Genomic DNA, 24,358 nt, shown 5'->3' with positions numbered 1-24,358 from the left:
AGTCGCAGGTCATGCGCTTTCCAGGCGACTCAGGCGCAGCATGTGCACGCGGCGGCTGTCGGCGTTCAATACGCGAACGCGGAAGCCGTCGATCTCGGTCACCTCGTTGCGCTTGGGCAGATGGCCGAAGGTGCTCATCACCAGGCCGGCGACAGTATCGAACTCATCGTCGGGGAAGGCGCTGCCGAAGTACTCATTGAAGCTGTCGATCGGTGTCAGCGCCTTGACCAGGAAGTCGCCACTGGGCAGCGGGCGAATATAGCTGTCTTCCTCGACGTCGTGCTCGTCCTCGATGTCGCCGACGATCTGCTCGAGCACGTCCTCAATGGTCACCAGGCCGGCCACGCCGCCGTACTCGTCGATGACGATGGCCATGTGATTGTGGTTGGCGCGGAACTCGCGCAGCAGCACATTGAGACGCTTGGATTCGGGCACGAAGGTGGCCGGGCGCAGCAGGTCCTTGATGTCGAAGTTGTGATGCTCATCCTTGAGAATCAGCGGCAGCAGATCCTTGGCCAGCAGCACGCCGATCACCTCGTCGAGGCTCTCGCCGACCACCGGGTAGCGCGAATGCGCGGCGGCGATGATGGCGGGCAGAAATTCGCGTGGCGACTGGTCGGCCTTGATGCTGATCACCTGCGAGCGCGGCACCATGATGTCGCGTACCTGCAGGTCGGCGACCTGGATGGCGCCTTCGACGATGGCCAGCGCCTCGTTGTCGAGCAGCTTGTTCTGGTGGGCTTCGCGCAGGATCTCCAGCAGCTCCTGGCGATTCTTGGGTTCATGGGCAAAAGCCTGGGTGATTCTTTCCAGCCAGGTCTTCTGCCCGCTGATCGATCGATCTTCGCTCATGTCGTTTGACTCAAGAGTCCTTGCAAATGCCCGTTTCGGGCGAATCTTCAGCATAGGGGTCGGGATGCCCCAGTTCAGCCAGCAGCTGGCGCTCCAGCGCTTCCATTTCCTCGGCTTCGGCATCCTCGATGTGATCGTAGCCGAGCAGGTGCAGGCAGCCGTGGATGACCAGGTGTGCCCAGTGCGCCTCGAGGGCCTTGCCCTGTTCCGCCGCCTCGCGCTCGACCACCGGCACGCAGATCACCAGGTCGCCGAGCAGCGGAATGTCGAGAAATTCGTCCGGCACGTCGGCGGGGAACGACAGCACGTTGGTGGCGTAGTCCTTCTGCCGCCAGGTGCGGTTCAGCTCGCGGCCTTCGGCTTCGTCGACCAGGCGAATGGTCAGTTCGGAATCGCCGCTGCGCTGGCGCAACGCCAGTTCGCACCAGCGCTGCAGGTCTGCCGCAGCGGGCGTGGCGCCATCGCTGGCGCATTGCAGGTCAAGCTCAATCATCGGCGGCGTCCTGCGCGGCGCGCTTGCTGGCCGGCGACTGACGATCCTCGAACGACTCGTACGCCTCGACGATGCGCTGCACCAGCGGGTGGCGCACCACGTCCTTGGGCTTGAAGTGGGTGAAGCTGATGCCGTTGACGTCCTTGAGCACCTCGATGACGTGCGCCAGGCCGCTCTTGGTGCCACGCGGCAGGTCGACCTGGGTGATGTCGCCGGTGATCACGGCGGTGGAGCCGAAGCCGATCCGGGTCAGGAACATCTTCATCTGTTCCTGAGTGGTGTTCTGGCTTTCATCGAGGATGATGAAGCTGTTGTTCAGCGTGCGCCCGCGCATGTAGGCCAGCGGGGCGATCTCGATCACCTGTTTCTCGATCAGTCGCGCCACGTGCTCGAAGCCAAGCATTTCGTAGAGCGCGTCATAGAGTGGGCGCAGATAGGGGTCGATCTTCTGCGCCAGGTCACCGGGCAGGAAGCCGAGCTTCTCTCCGGCTTCCACCGCCGGACGCACCAAGAGGATGCGGCGCACCTGCTCGCGTTCCAGTGCGTCCACCGCGCAGGCCACCGCCAGGTAGGTCTTGCCGGTACCGGCCGGGCCAACACCGAAGTTGATGTCGTTGTCGAGAATGGCCTTTACATAGCGCTGCTGGTTGGCACCGCGCGGGCGGATCATGCCCTTCTTGGTGCGCAGCGCCACGCCCTGGTGGGCGTTCGGGTTGGCCAGTTCTTCCATGCCGGATTCCTGCAGGTACAGGTGCACCATGTCCGGGGACAGCTCGGTGGTCTTGGTCTCGCGGTACAGGCGGCGCAGGAGATTCTCGGCGGATTTGGCCACGTTACTCGGGCCGACCAGTTCGAACTGATTGCCGCGGTTGCGGATTTCCAGCTCCAGGCGTTGTTCGATCAGACGCAGATGCTCGTCGAACTGGCCGCAGAGATTGGCGAAGCGACGGGCTTCAAAGGGTTCGAGGGTGAAACGATGCGGTTCTATGGGTGCGTTCAAGGGCTTTTATATGTGGCCGATATCGGCGAAATGATGAAAGAAGAATAGCGCTGCGGGCGCGAAGCGAAAAGCGCAGTCGCGGCCCCGATGCACTCACATGGGGGCCGCATTCCGGCTTCTCAAGCTAGCAAGGTGCCACGCAGCGAGTGTGGCAGCGCGTCATCGATATGTACGTCGACGAACTGGCCGATCAGTCGCGGGTTGTCGCAGCGGAAATTGACGATGCGATTGTGCTCGGTACGGCCCTGCAGCATGCCCGGGTCCTTCTTCGAATAGTCGCTGACGAGGATGCGCTGGGTGGTGCCGACCATTCGTCGGCTGTTCTCGAAACCCTGCTGATTGATGCGCTGCTGCAGGATGGCCAGACGCTGCTTCTTGACCTCCTCCGGCGTGTCGTCGGCGAGGTCCGCTGCCGGGGTGCCGGGGCGTGCGCTGTAGACGAAGGAGTAGGAGAAGTCGAAGCCGACGTCCTCGATCAGCTTCATGGTCTGCTCGAAGTCCTTATCGGTCTCGCCGGGGAAGCCAACGATGAAATCCGAGCTGATCAGGATATCCGGCACGGCGGCCTTGAGCCGACGGATGCGCGACTTGTACTCGAGCGCGGTGTGGTTGCGCTTCATCGCCGCAAGGATTCGGTCGGAGCCGGCCTGCACCGGAAGGTGCAGGTATTTCACCAGCTGCGGGATGTCCGCATGGGCCTGAATGATAGCGTCGGAGAACTCCAGCGGGTGGCTGGTGGTGTAACGGATGCGACCGATACCTTCGATCGCCGCTACCGCGTGCAGCAGGTCGGCGAAGTCGTGGCCGTCGTGGCGATAGCCGTTGACGTTCTGCCCCAGCAGGGTGACTTCCTTCACGCCGTTCTCGGCCAGGTGCACGATTTCCGCCAGCACATCGGCCAGCGGCCGGCTGACTTCCTCGCCGCGGGTGTAGGGCACCACGCAGAAGGTGCAGTACTTGCTGCAGCCTTCCATGACCGAGACGAAGGCGCTGGGGCCGTCGACGCGGGGTTCGGGCAGGCGGTCGAATTTCTCGATCTCGGGGAAGGAAATGTCCACCTGCGGCGTCTTGGTTGTGCGCGCGGCGTCGATCATTTCCGGCAGGCGGTGCAGCGTCTGCGGGCCGAAGACCACATCGACGTAAGGCGCGCGGTCGCGGATCGCCGCGCCTTCCTGGCTGGCGACGCAGCCACCGACGCCGATAACCAGTTGCGGATTGTCCTGTTTCAGTTCGCGCCAGCGGCCCAGCTGCGAAAAGACCTTTTCCTGGGCCTTTTCGCGGATCGAGCAGGTATTGAGAAGAATCACGTCGGCTTCTGCCGGATTCTCGGTGATCTCCATGGCCTGGTGTTCGCCCAGCAGATCCACCATGCGCGAGCTGTCGTACTCGTTCATCTGGCAGCCGTGGGTTTCGATGAAAAGCTTGCGGGTCATGTTACGGGCCGGCGTTGTGCAAAAAATGACCGGCGATTATATGCCCATGGCCGGGCAGGGGAAAGCGCGGACGGATGCCGCAGGGGTGCACCGGTTTCTCAGGGGATCTGTGGGGCGTCGGCGGCCTGCAACTGCATCAGGTAGTCGCGGAAGATCTGGCCGAGCACCTGGCTGGCAATCTCCAGCTCATCCCGGCGCATCTGCGCGGAGACGCGGTCGGCGGTATCCAGCGCTTCGTCTTCGCCGTTGACCGCGGCCATCTTCAGCACAATATAGGCCTGCACATTGTTGGCCTTGACGCCTTCGCCGCGGAAGAACATCACGCCGAGGCGGTGCTGCGCCGCCGCATGGCCGCGCAGCGATGCCTGTTCGAACCAGTACAGCGCCTTGGCCAGATCGCGTGGCGCACGTTTGCCGTCGTAGTGGAATTCGCCCAGCTCGTAGGCGGCCTGCACGTCGCCATCGCTGGCTGCCTGCTGGCAGCTGCGCAGCGCTTCAGGCAGTTCCTCGGGCAGCGTATCGAGGGCACAACGGGCGGTCGCCGGGATCAGCAGGGTGTTCCCGCCAGCCAAAGCCGTGAGAGGCGAGAGAAGCAGCAGACAGCCCAAAGACAGGATGCGGCCGGTGCGGATCATGAAAATCTGGCGCCTCGAGGAGCAGGGCGATAATGAAAGGCTGGAACGAGCCAGCCGTCACATTATGGATAAGCTGCTGTCTGCTTACAAAGCCTTTAACGGCCTGCCATCGGCTTTTTATGCGGCCGTTGGCTGTTGCTCGCGCGCGCTGCCCGGCAACCGCAGCAGCAGGACTGCCAGCAGCGGACTGGCGATCGCCAGCAGCAACGGCTGTGCCCCGGCGAACGGGTTGCCGATCGCCATGCTGCCAGGCAACGGCAGCATGAGCAGCAACAGCACGCCTGCCGCGATACCGGCGCCACTCGGCAGACGGTCCGGCCATTGCAGCACGGCGGCATAGATCACCAGCAACGCGCTGGCGAGCAGCAGGCCGAGCGCATAGGGCTCGCTCCAGCCGAGCTGTCGTGCCAGTTCGAAGAACACGCACAGGCCCAGCACCACGCGGCCCCAGTTCGGACGGCTCCAGGCCCAGCGTCGCGCCAGGGTCAGTGCGGCCAGGGCGAGCAGGGGCAAACCGAGTAGCAGGCTGGCGCGTTCCAGCCACTGCTGGGCCTCGGCCATTCCGCCGGCGAGGCCGGTCGCCCCGCTGGCCGCGGCAAGGATGAAGGCGAGCATCGCGCTGAACAGCGCCGGTTGATCCGCTTCGCCGTAACGGCGCCGGGCGCGACCGACAAGGATCGCGCTGGTGGCCGCGGCAACTGTCAGTAGCAGGGCCTGCAGCAGTTCCATCGGCGTATTCACTTGAGCTTGGCGAAGGCGCGCTCGGCGGCGTCGAGGGTGACGGCCAGCTCCTTATCGCCGTGGGCGATGGAGGTGAAACCGGCCTCGAACGCGCTCGGCGCCAGGTACACACCGCCCTCGAGCATCAGGTGGAAGAAGCGCTTGAAGCGATCGGCGTCGCTGGCCATGACGTCGGCAAAGGTCACGATGTCGTCGGCGCCGCTGAAATACAAGCCGAACATGCCGCCGACCTGAGTGGTGACGAAGGGGATGCCGGCGGCATCGGCGCGATCCTGCAGACCCTGCAGCATGCGGCTGGTATAGGCGCTCAGGGCATCATGGAAGCCGGGGCGGCTGATCAGCTCGAGGGTGGTCAGGCCGGCGGCCATGGCCAGTGGGTTGCCCGATAGCGTGCCAGCCTGGTAGACCGGGCCGAGCGGGGCGATGCGTTCCATGATGGCGCGCTTGCCGCCGAAGCAGCCGACCGGCATGCCCCCGCCGATGATCTTGCCGAAGGTCGACAGGTCCGGCGTCACGCCGTAGTAGGCCTGGGCGCCGCCGAGGGCGACGCGGAAGCCGGTCATCACCTCGTCGAAGATCAGCACCACGCCGTGCGCGTCGCACAGGCGGCGCAGGCCTTCGAGGAAGCCCGGCGCCGGCGGCACGCAGTTCATGTTGCCGGCCACCGGCTCGACGATGATGCAGGCGACCTGCTCGCCCTTTTCCTTCAGCGTGGCTTCGACTTCGGCGAGGTCGTTGTAGGCCAGCGTCAGGGTGTGCTTGGCGAAGTCCGCCGGCACGCCCGCTGAGCTGGGTACGCCCTGGGTCAGGGCGCCAGAACCGGCTTTCACCAGCAGGCTGTCGGAGTGGCCGTGGTAGCAGCCTTCGAACTTGATGATGGCGTCGCGCCCGGTGTAGCCGCGGGCCAGGCGGATCGCACTCATGGTCGCTTCGGTGCCAGAGCTGACCATGCGCACCATCTCCATGGACGGCACCAGGCGGCAGACCAGTTCGGCCATCTCGGTTTCCATGGCGGTCGGCGCGCCGTAGGAAAGCCCGTGCTCGAGCTGGCGGCGTACGGCATTGAGCACCTGCGGGTGGCTGTGGCCGAGGATCATCGGGCCCCAGGAGCCGACGTAGTCGACGTAGCGCTTGTCGTCCTCATCGATGACATAGGCGCCTTCGGCGTGCTTGAGGAACAGCGGGGTGCCGCCTACGCTGCGGAACGCACGAACCGGCGAGTTGACGCCGCCGGGGATGTGGGTCTGGGCGCTGGCGAAGAGGATTTCGGAACGGGACATGCGGGCCTCGCAAAACAGGGGCGGACGGCGTTAGCGGCCCGCCGTGGCGGAATCAGGGCGTGTTGAACTGTTGGCTGAAGGCCTGGGCGCGGCGCTCGACCTCGGCGGCACTGTCGGCGGCGAACAGGGCGTGGATCACGGCGATCATGTGCACGCCGGCAGCGATCAGTGACGGCGCGGTCTCCAGCGTGATGCCACCGATAGCGACGATGGGCAGGCCGATACGGGCGCGAGCTTCACGCAGCAGGTCTTGATTGGCTGCCGGTGCGCCGGGTTTGGTGTGGGACTGGAAGAAACGGCCGAAGGCAACGTAGCTGGCACCCTCGCGAGCGGCCTGCTCGGCCAGCGGCAGTTGCGCATGGCAGGTGGCGCCGATGATCGCCTGACGCCCGAGCAGGGCCCGCGCGGCGGCCAGCGAACCATCTTCCTGGCCCAGGTGCAGGCCGACGCCCAGGCGCGCAGCCAGTTCGGCATCGTCGTTGATGATCAGCTGTGCGCCGTGGCGGGCGCAGAGTTCCTGCAGCGCATCGGCCTCGCGCAGCCGCCGCGCTTCGTCGCCGGTCTTGTCGCGGTACTGCAGCAGACGGGCGCCGCCCTTCAGTGCGGCTTCGACATAGGGCAGCAGGCGACCATCGGCCAGCAATGTGCTGTCGGTAATGGCGTACAGGCCGCGCAGGCGGGACGCTTCCTTCATGCGCTGCTCTCCAGTCAGGCCAGGTCCAGGGGCAGGCGGCGCGGCACGTACTGGCCGTGCCCGGGGGCCTCGGCATCGCGCAGCGTGCGCCAGGTGTAGTCGAGTGCCGAGCGGACCGCGCTGGTCAGTTCCTCGCCCAGTGCCAGACGGCCGGCCAAGGCGCTGGCCAGGGTGCAGCCGGAGCCGTGATAGCTGCCCGGCAGGCGCGCGCAAGTGAAGTCGTGACGGCTGCCGTCGCGGCAATACAGACGGTTGTGCACTTCGCTTTCATCGCCGTGACCGCCGGTGATCAGCAGGTGACGGATATGCGGCAGCAGGCGTTCGGCGCACTCGTCGGCACTGCCCTCCGGCAGTTCGGCCAGGATGCGCGCTTCCGGCAGGTTCGGCGTGGCGATTGTGGATGCTGGGAACAGCCGCTCGCGCATGGCGTAGCCGACATCGTCCTTGCCCAGTGCACCGCCGCCGCCAGCGCGCAGCACCGGGTCGCAGATCAGCGGCACACCGGGCAACTTGGTCATGATCTCGAGCACCGTCTCGACCATCTCCACCGAGCCGAGCATGCCCAGCTTGACGGCGGCGATGGGCAGGTCAGCGATCACCGCGTTGGCCTGGGCGAGTACCCATTCGCGGTCGAGCACGCGGAAGTCGGTGACGTTGACGGTGTCCTGCACGGTGAGCGCGGTGACGGTCGGCGCGGCGTGGCAGGCCTGCGCCAGCAGGGCTTCGATGTCAGCCTGCAGGCCGGCGCCGCCACTGGGATCGTGGCCGGACAGACAGAGGACGACGGGACGGGAAGTGAAGTTTTTCATGGCGTGCGAGCTTATCACCAAACAGGGGCGGCGGGACGCGGCAGTTGCAGGTCGAACGGTCATCCGGCGGTGTCTGCCGGCCATCGGAACGATCGCGACGCTGCACGTCCGCTTTTCCGGCTGGCCCAACTGCTGTGGTAGATTGCTGGCACTTTGATTACGGTCTGGGTGGCGGAGTTCATGGGACATGAGCTCGTTTTCGACACTCGGCCAGCACGAGGCATCATGCGGCACGTCTTCCTGTTCATTCTGGCCTTCCTGCCCGTCCTGGCCGTTGCCGTCGAACTCGACGAAACCACTCGCCATCTGCCGCTCGGGCGGCACATGCAGGTGTTCGAGGATCCGCACGGCCAGATGCGGATCGAGGATGTCGCCGCGCCGGCTTTCGAGGAGCGTTTCCAGGCGCATCGCAACGATGTGCTGAACGCCGGCTATTCGCGCTCCGTGCACTGGGTGCGCGTCGATCTGCACTATCGATCGCAGTCATCGCCAGACGCGCGGCGCTGGTTGCTGGAGGTGGCCTATCCACCACTCGACAGCCTGCAGTTGTATCTGCCGGACGCTTCCGGCTCTTACCGCCTGGCTCGCGACACGGGCGACATCCAGCCCTGGGCCAGCCGCGAGATCGGCCAGGGCAATTACCTGTTCGAACTCGAGTTGCCGGCCAACCAGACGCAGCGCCTGTATTTGCGCGTGCAGAGCGAGGGGTCGGTCCAGGTCCCGCTGAGTCTCTGGTCGCACCACGCCTATCTCGAGGCGCAGCCCGGGCGACTCTATGTGCTTGGCATGATCTACGGTGTGCTGCTGGCGATGCTGGTTTACAACCTGTTCATCTATGTCAGCATCCGCGACCCCAGCTATCTGTATTACATCCTCTACATCGCCGCGTTCGGCCTTTATCAGGTCTCGGTGAACGGCGCGGGCGTGCAGTTTCTCTGGCCTGATCACCTTTGGTGGACCAACGCCGCGACGCCGCTGCTGATCGGTGCGACCGGCTTGTTCGGCTCGCTGTTCACCCGCAGCTTCCTGCGCACGGCCGAGCACAGTCGCTGGATCGACCGGCTGCTGCGGCTGATGATCGCCTTCTCGCTGGCCGTGATGGCGCTGGCGCTGACCATGGATTACGGCGTATCGCTGCGCCTGGCCACTGCCTTGGCACTGCTGTTCACCCTGGCGGTTTTCGCCGCGGGCATCCTTGCCTGGCTGCGTGGCATGCGGGTGGCGCGTTACTTCATCATCGCCTGGAGTGCGCTGCTCATTGGCGGACAGATCAACACCCTGATGGTGCTTGGGCACCTGCCGCACAACTTCCTGACGATGTACGCCAGCCAGCTGGGGGCCGCGCTGGAGGTGGTGCTGCTTTCGATGGCGCTGGCCGATCGCATCAACGCGTTGAAGGACGAGCGGGCCATGATCCTGGAAAGCGCTCGGGCCGAGCTGGAGCAGCTGAACCGGGAACTGGCCGAGAGCAACCGGCTCAAGGACGAATTCCTCTCCAACATCAGCCACGAGCTGCGTACCCCGATGATGGGCGTGATGGGCGCGCTCGAGCTGCTGCCTACGTCAGAGTCGGCTGACGAGCTGCAGCAGTACCAGCACATTGCTACCGGCTCGGCGCGCGACATGATGCGTCTGGTCAACAACATCCTGGCGCTGAGCGAGCTGCGTGCAGGCAAGTTGCGGCCCCGTATCGGAGAGTTCCGCCTGCGCCAGATGGCCGAGCGCTTGCACCAGCAATTCGCTCCCGCGGCGCAGGAAAAGGGCCTGGAGTTCGAGCTGGAGGTCGCCGCCAACCTGCCGGACCGCGTCTTCGGCGACGGCGAAAAGCTCGAACAAAGCCTGACCCACCTGCTCGACAACGCGCTCAAGTTCACGTCGCGCGGCCATATCACGCTGCGCTTCGGTGGCGAACCAGGGGAGCATCACCTGCTGCTGCGGGCCGAGATCATCGACACGGGCATCGGCTTCAGCGACGCCGATGAGGCGTTCCTCTACCACCAGTTCCGCCAGGTGGATGGTTCCATGACCCGGCGTTATGGCGGCCTCGGCATCGGCCTGGCGATCAGTCGCGGTCTGCTGGAGGTGATCGGCGGGCAGCTCGATCAGCAGTCGCGCCCCGGCCTGGGCAGCCGTTTCCGCATCAGCGTTCGCCTGGCACTCATCGATCCGCACCAGGCGATTGCCTGACGCGCGGACCTTTTGGCCGATACCTCGCTTCAACCGTCGCGTCAGCACATGCTTCACTGCCTGTGCGTCGCCGGTTGCCGGCTACGCTTGCTGGCAACCGCCGCATCGGTCAAGAAGGAGGACGCCTGGATGAATCCGCAAAGCTGCGCCGAAACCCACGAGGTCACCAACCAGGTGCCGCCCCTCGACGGCGCCAACCTCTACCGTCTCGACCTGCCGCTGCAGCAATGGGTGCAGCGCTACCATGCCGGCTGGGCGGCGGAACGTCTGGACGCCTACGGTGCGCTTGCCGGCGGCCCGTTGATGCAGGCCGGTTTTCTCGCCAACGAGAACAAGCCGGTGTTCAAGAGCCATGACCGCTATGGTCATCGCATCGATCTGGTGGAGTTTCACCCGGCCTACCATGAGTTGATGCGCAGCGCCGTCGAGCACGGTATTCCGTCCCTGCCCTGGACCGATCCGCAGCCCGGCGCGCAGGTGGCGCGCGCCGCCCTGATGTACCTGCACAACCAGGCCGAAGCCGGCAGCAGTTGCCCGCTGACGATGACCTACGCCAGCGTGCCGGCGCTGCGCCTGCAGCCAGACCTTGCCGAGCGCTGGCTGCCGAAGATCCTCGCTACCGAGTACGACCCGCGCAACCTGCCGATGGAGCAGAAGGCCGGCGTCACCATCGGCATGGCGATGACCGAGAAACAGGGCGGCACCGATGTGCGCGCCAACACGACCCGCGCCTATCCGGTCGGTGCCGGCGGGCCGGGGCAGGCCTACGAACTGACCGGGCACAAGTGGTTCTGCTCGGCGCCGATGTGCGATGCCTTCCTCACCCTGGCGCAGACCGACAAGGGGCTGTCCTGCTTCCTGCTGCCGCGGCATCGGCCGGACGGAACGCGCAACCAGTTCTACATCCAGCGCCTGAAGAACAAGCTAGGTAACTGGGCCAACGCCTCCAGCGAGGTCGAGTACCGTGGCGCGCTGGCCTGGATGGTAGGCGAAGAGGGCCGCGGCGTGCCGACCATCATCGAAATGGTCTCCTCGACCCGTTTCGATTGCATGATCGGTTCCAGCTCGCTGATGCGTCAGGCACTGACCCAGGCCCTGCATCACTGCGCGCACCGCCAGGTCGGCGGCCGGGTCCTGCTCGAGCAGCCGCTGATGCAGAACGTGCTGGCCGATCTCGCCCTGGAAAGCGAGGCGGCGCTGGCGCTGACCCTGCGCATGGGCCGCGCCCAGGACAATCGCCACGACGAGCACGAAGACAAGTTCGCCCGGCTGGTCACCGCCGTCGGCAAATACTGGATCTGCAAGCGCGCACCGACCATGATCGCCGAGGCCAGCGAATGCCTGGGTGGCGCTGGTTATGTCGAGGAAACCATCCTGCCGCGGCTGTACCGCGAGGCGCCGGTGAATTCCATCTGGGAAGGTTCCGGCAACGTGCAGTGCCTCGACGTCTTGCGCGCGCTATCGAAGGAGCCGGGCGTGCTGGAGGTGCTGTTCGCCGAACTAGGCGACGGCCACGGTGATGCACGGCTGAAGGCGCATATCCAGCGTTTGAAGGCGGCCTTCGGCGACACCGGGGACATCCAGTACCGCGCCCGTCAGCTCACCGAGGACGTTGCCGTTGGCCTGCAGGCCAAGCTGCTGCTCGAAGCCGGCAACGCGGCCGTATCCGATGCCTTCATCGCCAGCCGCCTTGAAGCGCACGGGCGAGTGTACGGGACGTTGCCGCGCGGGCTGGACATCGACGCAGTGCTGGCCCGGAGCGCTCCGCAGCTGTGATGCGGGACGTGGGACTCTGCCGTTGTAAACGCCCGACCGGGTGCAGCATGAGACGAAGACTTGCTCGGGAAGTGACGGCGGTGTCCGGTTCGTTTCCAGATTTGACAGAGGTCCGGCGGCGCTTTGAGCGCGGTGACAGGCCGGGCGCCCCGATTCCACGGCGTACGGCGGCGGGCGAATGCTGCACAGTCGGCCGCTCGTGGTTGCGCTGGGCGCGGATACCGGCTATGACCTCTCCTGTGCGGCGGCCTGCTAGTACCTTTGTATAACAGCCAAAAGAGCTGGTGCTCCTAGAATGGGGCGAGCGACTACGTTACGGGGTTGCAAGTGCCGCATGATTTTTGAGGTTCGATATTGAGCGGCAAAAGACATGGGCGCTTGGTCTCCGGACATCAAGTGGCCGTCTCCCTGCCTCGTCAGGCCTGGTGAGTTTCTTTGCAGAGCCTTCACGGACGAGCATTCGATGAGTTTCTGAGGTGAGTTCATGGCAACCGATCTAAACAAGTACATCCGCAACGCAGCGTTTCTCGACAAGGTCGTCTCGGCAGAAGAAGCCGCGTCGTGGATCGAGGACGGCATGACGCTGGGCATGAGCGGCTTCACCCTGTTCGGGGAGCCGAAGGTGTTCCCGAAGGCACTGTCCGAGCGCGGCCAGCGCGAGAAATTCAAGGTCAACCTGTTCACCGGCGCGTCCATGGGACCGGCGGCAGACCAGTCGATGGCCGAAGCCGGCATCATCAACAAGCGCATCCCGTATCAGGGCAACCCGGTACAGCGCAAGAAGATCAACGCCGGCGAGGTGCTCTACATCGACCAGCACCTGTCGCACACCGCCGAGCTGCTGCGTCAGGGCGTGCTGCCGCAGGTCGACTACGCCATCATCGAGGCGGCGGCCATCACCGAGGACGGCCAGATCATCCCGACCGGTTCGGTCGGTAACTCGCCGATCTTCGTGCAGAACGCCAAGCACGTGATCATCGAGCTGAACACTTCTGCTCCGCGCGAGTACGAAGGCATGCACGACATCTACATCCCCGGCCCGGCCGGCGAGGATTCGCGCAAGGACATCCCGGTCTACAACGTCAGCAAGCGCATCGGATCGATCGGTATCCCGGTCGATCCGGCCAAGGTGCGCGGCATCGTGCTGTCCAGCGAGCCGGACATTCCTTCCCCGCTGTTCGAGCCGAACGCCGAAACCCAGAAGATCGCTGACAACCTGCTGGACTTCCTGCGTGAAGAAGTGCGGCTGGGGCGCCTGACCAACAGCCTGGCTCCATTGCAGTCCGGTGTGGGCTCGGTGGCCAACGCGGTGCTGGCGGGCATGAAGACTTCGGAGTTCAAGGACCTGACTGTCGCTTCCGAAGTGCTGCAGGACGGCGTTTTCGACCTGATCGACGCCGGCGTGGTGAAGTTCGCCGCCGCCACCGCCTTCTCCCTGTCGAAGAAGCGCGTGGACAACCTGGCCTCCGACCTCGCCAAGTACGCCGGCAAGGTGGTGTTCCGTCCGCAGGAGATCTCCAACCATCCGGAAGTGATCCGCCGACTGGGGATCATCTCCTTCAATACTGCGCTGGAAGCCGACATCTACGGCAACGTGAACTCCACGCACGTCAACGGCACCCACATGATGAATGGTATCGGCGGCTCGGGTGACTTCGCCCGCAACGCACGTATCAGCATCTTCGTGACGACCTCGACGGCGAAGGACGGCAAGATCTCCTCCATCGTGCCGTTCGTCACCCATGTGGATCACACCAACCACGACGTCGACGTGATCATCACCGAGCAGGGCTATGCCGATCTGCGCGGGCTGGCGCCCGTCGAGGCGGCGGCGCGAATCATCAACAACTGCATGCACCCGGATTACCGGGCCCAGGCGCTCGCCTACCTCGAAGAGGCGAAGCAGCGTGGCGGCCACACCCCGCACGTGCTGGAAAAAGCCTTCTCCTGGCACGCCAACTTCGCCAAGAACGGCACCATGCTGCTGGACAAGTAATCGGTAGGAGTCTGTGCGGCTGATGCAGCAATGCATCGGCGGCGGGCTCGAAGCGGTGCCCAAATCCGACGTCAGGCTCTGGCGTCGGATTTTTTTTCGGCCATGACGGCGCGCATTTGCAGCGCGCCGACGTCTCGGATGCGGCTCCATCCGCTCGGCTGCGTATACATCCGTCACCAAATACGGCCAAGATAGGCCGATGTGTTAAGCCAGGATGAGCCATGACTTCCAACGAATCCAGATCCTTCACCGTCGCCACCTGCGCTGAGGAGGCGGTCGACAAGCTGGCCGAGCTGCACGCGCAGGCCACCGCAGCGCTCAACCAGGCGCTCAAGCGCTACGTGGCCAGCCGCACCGAGCCGAGCCTGCAGGAGCGCAGCCTGTTCCGCTATCCGCAGCTGCGCCTGACCTATGAATGCCACGGCGAAGTGCCGGCCTCGACCCGCGCCTACGCCAAGGTGCAGGCACCTGGCGTATACAGCGTCACGGTGACCCATCCGGCAGCGTTCCGCGCCTACCTGCTCGACCAGTTGAAGCCGCTGATCCAGGACTTCAACGTCACCGTTGAGGTCGGCATGAGCGACCGCAACATTCCCTATCCCTATGTCATCGAGCAGGGCGACGAGCTGGCCGGCAGCGGCGTGACCGCTGCTGAGCTGGCGCGGGTATTCCCCAGTACCGATCTGTCCGCCGCGACCGACGACATCGCCGACGGGCTCTACGACTGGGAGAACGCCGATCCTTATCCGCTGGCGCTGTTCGACGGCGCGCGGGTGGACTTCTCGCTGCGCCGGCTGGTGCACTACACCGGCAGCGACTGGCGCCATGTGCAGCCCTGGATCCTGCTGACCAACTACCACCGCTACGTCGACCAATTCATTCGCCACGGCCTGGACATGCTGCGTGACGACACCCGTTTCACCCGCATGGTGCTGCCGGGCAATGTGATCATCGAGCGTGGCATGGAGGAGGGCGAGGCGCAGGCGATCATCGGCGGCGTGCTCTGGCATCGCTACCAGATGCCGGCTTATCACCTGATCGCCGACGATGGCCATGGCATCACCCTGGTCAACATCGGCGTCGGCCCGTCCAACGCCAAGAACATCACCGATCACCTGGCCGTGCTGCGACCGCATTGCTGGCTGATGATCGGCCACTGCGGCGGGTTGCGGCAGTCGCAGTCCATCGGCGACTACGTGCTGGCTCACGCCTACATGCGCCGCGACGGCATCCTCGATCGGGTGTTGCCGCCGCACATCCCGCTGCCGGCCCTGGCCGAGGTGCAGCAGGCGCTGCAGGAATCGGCCGCGACGGTAACCGGCGAGCAGGGCGAAGCGTTGAAGAAGCGCCTGCGGACCGGCACCGTGCTGACCTATGACGACCGCAACTGGGAGCTGCGCTGGGCGCAGGAGCGACCGCTGATCAACCTGTCGCGGGCCGTTGCGGTGGACATGGAGAGCGGCACGATCGCTGCTCAAGGCTATCGTCTGCGGGTGCCGTACGGCACGCTGCTCTGTGTGTCGGACAAACCGCTGCACAGCGAGATCAAGCTGCCCGGCTCGGCCAACGCGTTCTACGAGCGGGCCGTTACCCAGCACCTGAAGATCGGCATCACCGCACTCGAACTGCTGCGCAACCAGCTCAACTCGCTGCACTCGCGCAAGCTGCGCAGTTTCGACGAGCCGCCGTTCCGCTGACGCCGGCGCTTTCGCGGGAATGAGCAATACTCATAGCGTTCATTCCCGCGAGCACCGGAGGTCAACATGGAACAGTCGATCCACGCCTTCCACAACCTGTTCGAGCAGTTGGGCCTGCCCAACGACGATGTCTCGATCAGGCGATTCATCGAAACCCATTCGCCGCTGGCAGACGATGTCTATCTGGCCGACGCGTCGTTCTGGACGCCGGCCCAGGCGGCTTTCCTGCGCGAGGAGATTCTCGAGGATGCCGACTGGGCCGAGGTGGTCGATCGCCTCAATGTCGCGCTGCGGCGGCGCTATCACTGAGGCATGGCTGGTTCTCAGCCGGCCAGCAGCCAGGCGCCGGTGACTGCCGAGGCGGCACCAGCGATGCGTACCAGCGGTGCGGCGGCCTGCGGCAGCAAGCGAACCAGTGCGTAACCGGCGGCATGCAGAGCGGCGGTGGCAACAACGAAACCGGCGGCATACCCCCATGGGCTGGACAGCTCCGGCAGTTCCAGTCCGTGGGCGACCCCGTGGCTGGCGGCGAACAGCGCGGTCAGCCCCACCGCGATGGCCACCGGCGGGCGAATTGCCAGGGCTACCAGCAGGCCGAGGGCCAGAACCGAGCCGGCAATACCGGTTTCCATCAGCGGCATTTCGATTCCGGCGAAACCGGCCAGGCCGCCGAGCAGCATGGTGGCGACGAAGGTCAGCGGCAGCGCCCAGCGCGCCTTGCCGTTCTGCTGGGCCGCCCAGAGTCCGACGGCAACCATCGCCAACAGGTGGTCGAAACCGAAGATCGGGTGGGCGATACCGGACAGCACGCCGGCATGGTCATGCCCGGGGTGTGCCAGTGCCAGTGCCGGGCTGAGCAGCAGGAGGGTGGCGAGCAGTGGTTTGCGCAGGTTCATAAAGACTCCTTGGGTGAGCGGACGGACGTCAGGCGGCGCTGAGCATTCCCTGTTTTTCGATGAAGGCGATGATTTCCTCGAGACCCTGGCCGACCTTCTGGTTGCTGAAGACGAACGGCCGCTCGCCGCGCATCTTGCGGGCATCGCGATCCATCACCTCCAGCGAGGCGCCGACCATGGATGCCAGGTCGATCTTGTTGATCACCAGCAGGTCGGACTTGCAGATGCCCGGGCCGCCCTTGCGCGGCAGCTTGTCGCCAGCGGAGACGTCGATCACGTAGATGGTCAGGTCCGACAGCTCCGGGCTGAAAGTCGCCGAGAGGTTGTCGCCGCCGGACTCGACGATGATCAGGTCCAGGCCGGGAAAGCGCCGGTTGAGCTGCTCGACCGCTTCGAGGTTGATCGAGGCGTCCTCGCGGATCGCCGTGTGGGGGCAGCCGCCAGTCTCCACACCGATGATCCGCTCCGGCGCCAGGGCCTCGTTACGCACGAGGAACTGTGCGTCTTCCTGGGTGTAGATGTCGTTGGTCACCACGGCGAGGTTGTAGCGGTCGCGCAGGGCCTGGCACAGGGCGAGGGTCAGGGCGGTCTTGCCGGAGCCGACCGGCCCGCCAATGCCGACGCGCAGGGGTTGGGTGTTCATGGGTGGTCTCCTCTGGAAGGCAGTGAGGCTGCCTCGGGGTTGATGCGAAGGGCGTGCCGCTGCCGATTGGGGCAGGGGGGAATAGAAATCGTTGGGTGATCGATGGTGGCGTACGCAGTGTTGTCAGGCGCCGCGCTTTCCTCGGCTGGGACTACTGGTTGCGCCTTGCACGGCGCGTCACTTTCTCTTGTCTCGCCAAGAGAAAGTAACCAAAGAGAAGGCGACCCCGACATCCGGACTGGGCGTCCCCGGTTTGCTGCGCAAAACTCCCCTCCCTCCGGCATTACTCCGGGGGATGTGGTCCGAGCCGGTTGGAAGTTTCTAAACGGGTCCGTAGGGTGGGTAACGCGAAGCTTACCCACCGGTTTGAAAAGTAATACGCCATGGCTCGGCGAGAGCGTGCTTGTAGCCTGCGGTGGAAAATGCTGCGCAGTTTTCCACCCTACATCGCGGGCGAGAGATAGCGGCAGGGCTGTCTGTAGGTCGCTGGCGTTACCCTCAGCTTGTTTTTTCTTATACGGACGATCAGGCGACATCAATTGCCCCTTCAGGAGGGTGAACGGAGTCGTTGTGGAGAGGGGCGAGCGGCATGGATGCCGCAAGAGCCGTAAAGGGCCATGGATGGCCCTTGTACGGCGACCCTCGGAGCGGCGGCGGAGAGAACGAACCCTTCGCGAAGCGAAGGGCCGAATGCAGGGGCAAGCGTTTTTGCTTACTTTTTTCGCGACTGAAAAAAGTGAGTCGCCCAACAGGGCGAAACCTAAGGTCAGTGCCCATAACGACGCCGCGCCGTCGAGGGAAGCTGCTCCCGCCACCACCTGTGCACCGCCTCGGCCTGCTCCTGTGCAGCTGCGCCCGTAGCACGGGGCTCGCGCCAGTTCTCTCATGACCTAAACAACCGACTGTACTGCCGCTCATGCGCCATGCTGGTCAGCACCAGCCCGAACGGCGCGCTGCCCCAGGCCGCTTCCGGCAGCTGACTGGCTTCCCGTTGCGCCTGGTTCAGGACCGGCAACAACTGCGAGGTCAACCGCTGCGCCGCCTGCTGCCCCAGCGGCAGCGTCTTCATCAGCACCGCCAGCTGGTTTTCCAGCCAGCCCCACAACCAGGCGGCGACGGCATCGGCGGGCATGATTTGCCAGGCGCGGGCGGCCAGTGCCCAGGCGAGAGCCAGGCCGGGCTCGCCGGCGGCCGCGAGGCAGTTGCGGGCCGGCTGGTCGAGTTCCGGCAGGCCGTCGAGCAGCTGCGCGAGGGAATAGCCCATCTGCCGGCTTTCCAGCTGCAGCTCGCGGGTTTCGCGGCTGGCGCGGTGTTCGGCAGCCAGTTGCAACAGGCGCGGCCAGTCATCCCGCTCGGCGGCTTCGCAATGGGCCAGCAGCAGCGGAGCCTCGAAGCGGGCGAGGTTGAGCAGCAATTGATCCTCCAGCCAACGCCGGGCGCTGAGCGGGTCGCTCACCTGACCGTTCTCCACCGCCATCTCCAGCCCTTGGGAATAGCTGTAGCCGCCGATCGGCAGCTGCGGGCTGGCCAGGCGGAGCAGCGCCCAGGCCGAGCCGGGAGCAGCGGTCGCGTTCACGGGCGCACGCCGAACTGGTGCAGTCGCGGTGCGTAGCTGAACTCCGCTTCGCCGGCGTGGGAATGGTGATGGCCGCCACCGTAGGCGCCGTGTTCCGGCTGGAAGGGCGCCTCGATGTGTTCGACCTCGGCGCCCAGCTGCAACAGCATGTCCTTGAGCACGTAGTCGTCGAGCAGGCGCAGCCAGCCATCGCCTACTTGCAGGGCGACATGACGGTTGCCCAGGTGATAGGCCGCGCGGGTCAGCTCGAAGGCGCTGGTGCAGGTGACGTGCAGCAGTTGTTCGGGGCGTGCGCGTACGCGCACGACTCGGCCATCACCGGCGAGCAGGCATTCGCCATCGTGCAGCGGCGGCTGGCCGCGTTCGAGAAACAGGCCGACGTCTTCGCCGCTGGTACTGAAGCAGCGCAGGCGACTCTTGCTGCGCGCGTCGTAGGTCAGTTCGAGTTCGGCCTGCCACTCGGGGCGGGCGTCGATGCGTTGGCGAATCACCAGCATGTGCAGAGTTCCGGTCGGATCGTTTCCGGAACAAGAGCAAGTGGCTTGCCAACCGAGCCCATGTATCGCGATCACGGCGGCTGTCGGGCCTGCGTGCCTGATAATGGGGCTTTGGACGCACCGTCACGGTGCGCGTGTTGGGGGCGGGTCTGGTGCGTGCGCCTTACTGGTGCAGATCGCGCACCATGTACACCGCCGGGATCTGGTAACTGGCCAGGTTGCCGGCTTGCGGCGGGTCGAGTTCGTCGTGGGCTTCGTAGCCCAGGCGCGACCAGAAGCCGGTGGAATCCTGCACCGACACCAGTGCCGAATAGCGCAGCTGTGCGGTGCCGGCCTGTTGCAGGTTGTGCCGCACCAGTGCCGGGCCGATGCCGCGGCCTGCGGCTCGTCCGGCCACGGCGAGGTCATGCAGGTAGAGGCAATCGGCTTCGCCGTCGGTGCAGAACTCCCCGTCCAGCGGGGTCACTTTGCCCAGGCGCGAGTGGTAGGCGAACAGGTAGGCGCATACGCCCTCGTCATCCTCGGCCACCCACGCCAGCTGTGGAAATGCCGCCAGACGTGAACGGATCACCGCCTCGTCTTCGAGGACCTCGGCGGCATAGGATTCTTCCTGGATCGCCAGGACGGCAGGGATATCGCGCTCCTGCATCGCTCTCAACTGGTACATCACGACTACACTCGGACGCCGCGAGACGCCGCGCGGCTCGGCAAAAAGCCGGCGATCATACGCGAAATGCCGGCGCTCCGCTTGCCGCCGGGCGGCGCATCCGCAGCTCCGCTGCCACCCACAGCCGGACAGTCGCGCCGCGTCCAGGCTCAAGTGAAAGGTTTCAGCTGATTGGTGCAGCGGTGCGACAAGATGACAGGCATAATGGTTAGCCTGCTAACAAGTGGCTGAGGCCTGCGTTGAACGATCACCACCACCCGCTCTACGGCGTCTTGCTGATATTGCTGTCGGGTCTGTTGCTGGCCAGCCATGACGGGCTGGCCAAACACCTCTCGGAAATCTACCCGGTGTTTCTGGTCATCTGGGCTCGTTATGTCGCGCAGACGGTGCTGATGACCGCGCTGTTCGTGCCGCGCATGGGCCAGCGCGTGTTTCGCACCCTGCGGCCGTGGCCACAACTGCTGCGCGGCCTGAGCCTGGTCAGCGTCAGCCTGCTGTTCATCAACGGCCTGCATTTCATCCCGCTGGCCGAAGCCACCGCGGTGATCTTTCTGACCCCGGTGCTGGTAACCATCGCCTCGGCGCTGCTGGGCGAGCGGGTCAGTCGCAGCCAGTGGCTGGCCGTGGCCTTTGGTCTGCTCGGGGTGGTGATCATCGTGCGCCCCGGTTCGGCGCTGTTCACCCCGGCGGTGCTGTTGCCCTTCGGCGCGGCGCTGTCGTTCACCGTATACCAGCTGGTGACCCGGCGTCTGGCCGGCACCGATCACCCGGTGACCAGCAACTACCTGACCAGCCTGGTCGGTTGCGTGACCCTGAGCGTGCTGGTGGTCTTCAACTGGCGCACGCCAACGCTGCACGACGCGCTGCTGATGGGCGCGCTCGGTGGCATGGCGATGCTCGGCCACCTGCTGCTGACCAATGCCTTCCGCTTCGCCAGCGCGGCGACCCTGGCGCCGTTCACCTACGGCCAGATCGTCTTCGCCGGGGTGGTCGGCTATGTCGCCTTCGATCACGCGCCGGATGCCGGGGCGCTGATCGGCATGGCGGTGATCATCGCCAGCGGCCTGTGCATGGCTTATGTGCAGCGCCGCCAGCGGCCAGTCATGGGATAAAACAGCGAATGTGTCATTCGGCCGACCAGGCAGCTTCTCAACAACACTGAAATGAAAAGACAGGGCGAATCGACCCTTGCGTGCACCCACGGAGCCTATATGCCGCGACTCTCTCATCACGACCTGCGCCGCAACTTTCGCGAGCTGCTGAACGCCGACCGCTGTTTCCACACCGCCTCGGTGTTCGATCCGATGTCCGCGCGCATCGCCGCCGACCTCGGTTTCGAAGTGGGCATCCTCGGTGGCTCGGTGGCCTCGCTGCAGGTCCTCGCCGCGCCGGACTTCAACCTCATCACCTTGAGCGAATTCGTCGAGCAGGCCACGCGTATCTGCCGTGTCGCCCAGTTGCCGGTGCTGGCCGACGCCGACCATGGCTACGGCAACGCGCTGAACGTGATGCGCACCGTCTCCGAACTGGAGCGCGCCGGGATTTCCGCGTTGACCATCGAGGACACCCTGCTGCCGCCCAAATTCGGCCGCCGCTCCACCGACCTCATCGGCATGTTCGAGGCGGTCGGCAAGATACGCGCGGCGTTGGAGGCGCGGGTCGATCCGGAAATGGCCATCATCGGTCGCACCAATGCCGGCGTGATCGGCTTCGAGGAAGTCATCGCCCGCGCCCAGGCCTACGAAAAGGCCGGTGCCGATGCCATCTGCCTGGTCGGCATCGAAGATTTCGATCACCTGGAAAGCATCGCCAGCCAGCTGAGCAAGCCGCTGATGCTGGTCACCTACGGCAACCCCAACCTGCGCGACAACGCGCGGCTGGCGGCGCTCGGCGTGCGCATCGTGGTCAACGGTCACGCAGCCTACTTCGCGGCGATCAAGGCGACCTACGACTGCCTGCGCGAACAACGCCAGGTCGATGCGCTGGACCTGAACGCTTCGCAGCTGTCGGTCAAATACTCCACGGCCGATGAATACGTCGTCTGGGCCGAGGAGTACATGCAGGTCAAGGAATAGCCGCGCTCAGAACAGCTGCCGCTCGGCGCGGAAGGTCAGTAGCCCGTCGCAACGCGGGTTCTGTCCCGAGTAGGCGCTGCAGGCCTGGCCGCTCAGGCTGGAGTCGCTGTAGGACAGGTTCAGCTGCAGGCCCAGCCAGGGCCGCGAGAGGTCGAGTGACCAGTCGCTGAACATGTCCACGCTGCCACCACCGTCGAGATAATGCGGTGTGGCCAGCGCGTGGCTCGAGTACTTCACGCGGACGCCGACGGCGAATGGCGTCACCGTGCCCAGGTCCAGATAGAACGTGCTGTCGGTGCGCCCGGCGGCACTGTTAAGCGCCGCACCGAGGCGGCGATCGCCCAGCGTCAGGCCACCGTAGTATTCGTGTCGATCCCATTCGGGCAGTTCCGGAAAGCTGTAGCGCATCAGGCCGATCTCGTAGCCGAGTTGGTCATGATCGTTCTGCTGGGCGTAGCCGAGATAGGAGTTCACCTCGAGTTGCCTTCCCTCGACCAGGCCGACGCTGGGGGACCACTGCCCGACATACAGCCCGCTGGCATGGGTGAGATCGAGCCCGCCATGGAATGCATTGCCGGTACTCGGTTGCACCAGCCCCTGAGCCATGCTGCGGGCGGGCTCGGTGCCCAGCTTGAGATCGAAGGTGCCCAGGTCGCGTTCCAGCACCTGTGGTTCGCTGGCGCAGCCCGCCGCCAAGAGCAGGCTGGTTATGATCGGTAAGATGCGCTTCATGCTGGCTGCCCTGCCGGTTCGCAAATGCCCGAGGCACTAAAGCCGTCGGCGTGAACCGAGGCAGGATAGGTGACTGTGCCGCTCGGGTTGCGCCATCCGTCGATTGCCCGGCGTCATTCGATGGGCGGTACCACCCGGGGTGAGCATCCGGCGGCGCAGCGACTCCAACGCAGAACAGCATCGAGCCGATGCGGGAGGTGGAGCATGGCGACAGGTTGGGCAGGTGACGGTGCCGTCCAGGAGCAGATCGACAGCACGGTCGAAGACGCGGTGCAGCGTGCCCGAAGCAAGCTCGCCCGCGGCGAGAGCCTCAAGCATTGCGAAGAGTGCGGCGCGGCCATTCCCGAAGCACGGCGTCTAGCGGTACCCGGCGTCAGGCTGTGCATCAAGTGCCAGGCCGAGCAGGACAAGGAAGACGCCAGGTTCAGCGGCTATAACCGCCGTGGCAGCAAGGACAGCCAGCTGCGCTGATCAGGCGCGCTGCAGCGGCATGCGGAAGGTGAAGGTGGTACCGGCCTCGGCGCTGGAGGTTACCTGCATGCCGCCGCCATGGGCTTTGGCCACCTGGTCAACGATGAACAGCCCCAGTCCAAGCCCGTTGCGCGAGGTGTCGTCTTCCTGGGAATAGGCATGGAACAGTCGTCCCAGCCGTTGCGCCGGGATTGGCGTGCCGCGATTGTGCACCGCCAGCTGGAAGTGCTCGTCGATCACCTCGGCCTTCACGATCACCGGACCAGTGCTGGCGCCATGGTGCAGCGCGTTGGTGATCAGGTTGGCCAGCAGCTGGGCGATCCGGTCCGGGTCGCATTCGAACACCGGCAGCTCCGGCACCTGTTCGAGAATGACTCGGCGTGGATGGGCGGTGCGCAGTTCGGTGACCACCTGCATCAGCGTGAGATGCAGGTTGGCTGTGGCGGTCCAGTTCAGCGGTATGCCATTGCCCAGCTGGCCGCGGGCGAAATCCATCAGGTCATCGACCAAGCGCGAAGCGCGCTGGCTGGAGGTACGCACGTGTTCTGCAAGCTGTTGCGTGCCGCGTTCGGTAGAACGGCGGATCAACAGGTCGCTGGCCGCCTGGATGGAGGCGAGCGGGGTGCGCAGGTCGTGGCCGAGCAGGGCGATGAACTGCTCACGCTGATAGCCTGTGATGCGCTCGTCAGCCAGCGCCGCACGCGTCGCCTGCTGTTGCTCTTCGGCATCGATCTGCAGGGTCAGCAGGCGGGCAAAAGACTCGAACATCGCCCGCGTCGCCGGGCTGGAGAGGTCGCGGGGCTCCGGATCTAGTGCGCAGAGGGTGCCGAAGAAGCTGCCGTCGGCGCGCAGCACCGGCACCGAGATATAGCTTTCGAAGCCATACATCTGCGGTGTGTGGTGGTTGCAGTAATCGGGGTCGGCACTGACCTGGCTGATGATGATTGGCTGGTGCGAGGCGTGGATCTCGCTGCACAGCGTGGTCGTGATGTCCAGCTCGCCGCCGACCTTCAGGCCGAACTCGATGCGATCGAGCACGGCGCAGGCGGTCCAGTTCGACTCGGTGACGCGGGCGACCGCAGCGAAGCGCAGGCCGGTGGTTTCGCTGACCACCTGCAGGATGGCCGGGACGGCGCTGATGCGCTGGACGGTGAGCAGGTCGTCGAGGATGGATCGCACCATCTGCAGGCCCTGAGCGGCGAAAAAAA

General features: G+C 65.1%; 24 protein-coding genes. 8 read left to right on the top strand and 16 right to left on the bottom strand.

The features are described from left to right. Nucleotides 1-9: 9 nt before the first annotated feature. The 9 genes from NAO55_RS09160 to NAO55_RS09120 all read right to left on the bottom strand — a co-directional run bounded on the left by NAO55_RS09160 (nt 10) and on the right by NAO55_RS09120 (nt 7,937). On the bottom strand, nt 10-852 hold the full coding sequence (locus NAO55_RS09160) for a CorC family transporter (RefSeq protein WP_063540862.1): 843 nt from the start codon (nt 850-852) through the stop codon (nt 10-12). A gap of 10 nt (nt 853-862) precedes the next feature. Further along, nucleotides 863-1,345: an rRNA maturation RNase YbeY gene (ybeY, locus tag NAO55_RS09155; protein WP_102838752.1), complete on the bottom strand. Its 483-nt coding sequence runs from the start codon at nt 1,343-1,345 to the stop codon at nt 863-865. After that, nucleotides 1,338-2,345, bottom strand: coding sequence for a PhoH family protein (locus tag NAO55_RS09150; protein WP_102838751.1), 1,008 nt, complete (start codon nt 2,343-2,345; stop codon nt 1,338-1,340). The genes ybeY and NAO55_RS09150 overlap by 8 nt, the downstream gene beginning before the upstream one ends. 119 nt (nt 2,346-2,464) lie before the next feature. Beyond that, nucleotides 2,465-3,778 (bottom strand): tRNA (N6-isopentenyl adenosine(37)-C2)-methylthiotransferase MiaB, encoded by a 1,314-nt coding sequence (gene miaB, locus NAO55_RS09145; RefSeq protein WP_063540865.1) that lies wholly within the window; start codon nt 3,776-3,778, stop codon nt 2,465-2,467. A 98-nt stretch (nt 3,779-3,876) separates the two neighbouring features. Continuing rightward, entirely contained in the window at nt 3,877-4,413 is a 537-nt protein-coding gene (locus NAO55_RS09140; RefSeq protein ID WP_063540866.1) for a tetratricopeptide repeat protein, read from the bottom strand. Nucleotides 4,414-4,530: 117 nt separating this feature from the next. Then, nucleotides 4,531-5,142 (bottom strand): hypothetical protein, encoded by a 612-nt coding sequence (locus tag NAO55_RS09135; protein WP_102838750.1) that lies wholly within the window; start codon nt 5,140-5,142, stop codon nt 4,531-4,533. Between the two features lie 8 nt (nt 5,143-5,150). After that, nucleotides 5,151-6,434: a glutamate-1-semialdehyde 2,1-aminomutase gene (gene hemL / locus NAO55_RS09130; RefSeq protein ID WP_102838749.1), complete on the bottom strand. Its 1,284-nt coding sequence runs from the start codon at nt 6,432-6,434 to the stop codon at nt 5,151-5,153. A 52-nt stretch (nt 6,435-6,486) separates the two neighbouring features. Beyond that, nucleotides 6,487-7,128, bottom strand: coding sequence for a thiamine phosphate synthase (gene thiE / locus NAO55_RS09125; RefSeq protein WP_102838748.1), 642 nt, complete (start codon nt 7,126-7,128; stop codon nt 6,487-6,489). Nucleotides 7,129-7,142: 14 nt separating this feature from the next. Continuing rightward, a complete protein-coding gene (locus NAO55_RS09120) occupies nt 7,143-7,937 on the bottom strand; it encodes a hydroxymethylpyrimidine/phosphomethylpyrimidine kinase (protein WP_102838747.1) in 795 nt (264 codons plus the stop codon). A 225-nt stretch (nt 7,938-8,162) separates the two neighbouring features. Here NAO55_RS09120 and NAO55_RS09115 point away from each other — a divergent pair, with 225 nt between their 5' ends. The 5 genes from NAO55_RS09115 (at nt 8,163) to NAO55_RS09095 (ending at nt 15,902) form a co-directional block, all read left to right on the top strand. Then, nucleotides 8,163-10,124 carry a sensor histidine kinase gene (locus NAO55_RS09115; protein WP_102838746.1) on the top strand — a complete coding sequence of 654 codons (1,962 nt, stop codon included), beginning with the start codon at nt 8,163-8,165 and terminating at the stop codon, nt 10,122-10,124. A 129-nt stretch (nt 10,125-10,253) separates the two neighbouring features. Beyond that, nucleotides 10,254-11,900, top strand: coding sequence for an acyl-CoA dehydrogenase family protein (locus NAO55_RS09110; RefSeq protein WP_102838745.1), 1,647 nt, complete (start codon nt 10,254-10,256; stop codon nt 11,898-11,900). A 484-nt stretch (nt 11,901-12,384) separates the two neighbouring features. After that, the gene (gene scpC / locus NAO55_RS09105; RefSeq protein ID WP_102838744.1) at nt 12,385-13,896 is read left to right on the top strand and encodes a succinyl-CoA:acetate CoA-transferase ScpC; all 1,512 of its coding nucleotides are present in this window, start codon (nt 12,385-12,387) and stop codon (nt 13,894-13,896) included. Nucleotides 13,897-14,117: 221 nt separating this feature from the next. Further along, nucleotides 14,118-15,593 (top strand): AMP nucleosidase, encoded by a 1,476-nt coding sequence (gene amn / locus NAO55_RS09100; RefSeq protein WP_102838743.1) that lies wholly within the window; start codon nt 14,118-14,120, stop codon nt 15,591-15,593. A 66-nt stretch (nt 15,594-15,659) separates the two neighbouring features. After that, nucleotides 15,660-15,902, top strand: coding sequence for a DUF2789 domain-containing protein (locus tag NAO55_RS09095; protein ID WP_063540874.1), 243 nt, complete (start codon nt 15,660-15,662; stop codon nt 15,900-15,902). A 14-nt stretch (nt 15,903-15,916) separates the two neighbouring features. Here the strand turns inward: NAO55_RS09095 and NAO55_RS09090 are convergent, their stop codons facing one another. From NAO55_RS09090 to NAO55_RS09070, 5 genes are all read right to left on the bottom strand, one after another. Then, a complete protein-coding gene (locus tag NAO55_RS09090) occupies nt 15,917-16,489 on the bottom strand; it encodes a HupE/UreJ family protein (RefSeq protein ID WP_102838742.1) in 573 nt (190 codons plus the stop codon). Nucleotides 16,490-16,517: 28 nt separating this feature from the next. Next, nucleotides 16,518-17,132, bottom strand: a complete 615-nt coding sequence (gene ureG / locus NAO55_RS09085; protein WP_102838741.1) for an urease accessory protein UreG — start codon at nt 17,130-17,132, stop codon at nt 16,518-16,520. 883 nt (nt 17,133-18,015) lie between these two features. Further along, on the bottom strand, nt 18,016-18,708 hold the full coding sequence (locus NAO55_RS09080; protein WP_063540876.1) for an urease accessory protein UreF: 693 nt from the start codon (nt 18,706-18,708) through the stop codon (nt 18,016-18,018). Further along, nucleotides 18,705-19,205: an urease accessory protein UreE gene (gene ureE / locus NAO55_RS09075; protein ID WP_063540877.1), complete on the bottom strand. Its 501-nt coding sequence runs from the start codon at nt 19,203-19,205 to the stop codon at nt 18,705-18,707. The genes NAO55_RS09080 and ureE overlap by 4 nt, the downstream gene beginning before the upstream one ends. A gap of 163 nt (nt 19,206-19,368) precedes the next feature. Next, nucleotides 19,369-19,854: a GNAT family N-acetyltransferase gene (locus NAO55_RS09070; protein ID WP_063540878.1), complete on the bottom strand. Its 486-nt coding sequence runs from the start codon at nt 19,852-19,854 to the stop codon at nt 19,369-19,371. Nucleotides 19,855-20,111: 257 nt separating this feature from the next. Between NAO55_RS09070 and NAO55_RS09065 the strand changes: the two genes are divergently transcribed. Both NAO55_RS09065 and NAO55_RS09060 read left to right on the top strand, forming a co-directional pair. Continuing rightward, the gene (locus NAO55_RS09065; RefSeq protein WP_102838740.1) at nt 20,112-20,984 is read left to right on the top strand and encodes a DMT family transporter; all 873 of its coding nucleotides are present in this window, start codon (nt 20,112-20,114) and stop codon (nt 20,982-20,984) included. 99 nt (nt 20,985-21,083) lie between these two features. Further along, nucleotides 21,084-21,947, top strand: coding sequence for an isocitrate lyase/PEP mutase family protein (locus tag NAO55_RS09060; protein WP_003301755.1), 864 nt, complete (start codon nt 21,084-21,086; stop codon nt 21,945-21,947). 6 nt (nt 21,948-21,953) lie between these two features. On the opposite strand, the gene NAO55_RS09055 is transcribed toward NAO55_RS09060, so the two are convergent. Beyond that, a complete protein-coding gene (locus NAO55_RS09055; protein WP_102838739.1) occupies nt 21,954-22,679 on the bottom strand; it encodes a TorF family putative porin in 726 nt (241 codons plus the stop codon). Between the two features lie 204 nt (nt 22,680-22,883). Here NAO55_RS09055 and NAO55_RS09050 point away from each other — a divergent pair, with 204 nt between their 5' ends. Then, nucleotides 22,884-23,150 carry a DksA/TraR family C4-type zinc finger protein gene (locus tag NAO55_RS09050; RefSeq protein ID WP_102838738.1) on the top strand — a complete coding sequence of 89 codons (267 nt, stop codon included), beginning with the start codon at nt 22,884-22,886 and terminating at the stop codon, nt 23,148-23,150. Here NAO55_RS09050 and NAO55_RS09045 read toward each other — a convergent pair whose 3' ends face one another. Continuing rightward, nucleotides 23,151-24,332 (bottom strand): GAF domain-containing sensor histidine kinase, encoded by a 1,182-nt coding sequence (locus tag NAO55_RS09045; protein ID WP_102839654.1) that lies wholly within the window; start codon nt 24,330-24,332, stop codon nt 23,151-23,153. Nucleotides 24,333-24,358: the final 26 nt, after the last annotated feature.

The organism is Stutzerimonas frequens (assembly GCF_024448335.1).
In the GTDB taxonomy this organism is placed as follows: Bacteria; Pseudomonadota; Gammaproteobacteria; order Pseudomonadales; family Pseudomonadaceae; genus Stutzerimonas; species Stutzerimonas frequens.
The sequence above is the reverse complement of the archived record's forward strand: the minus strand, read 5'-3'. Positions and strand labels throughout refer to the sequence as shown.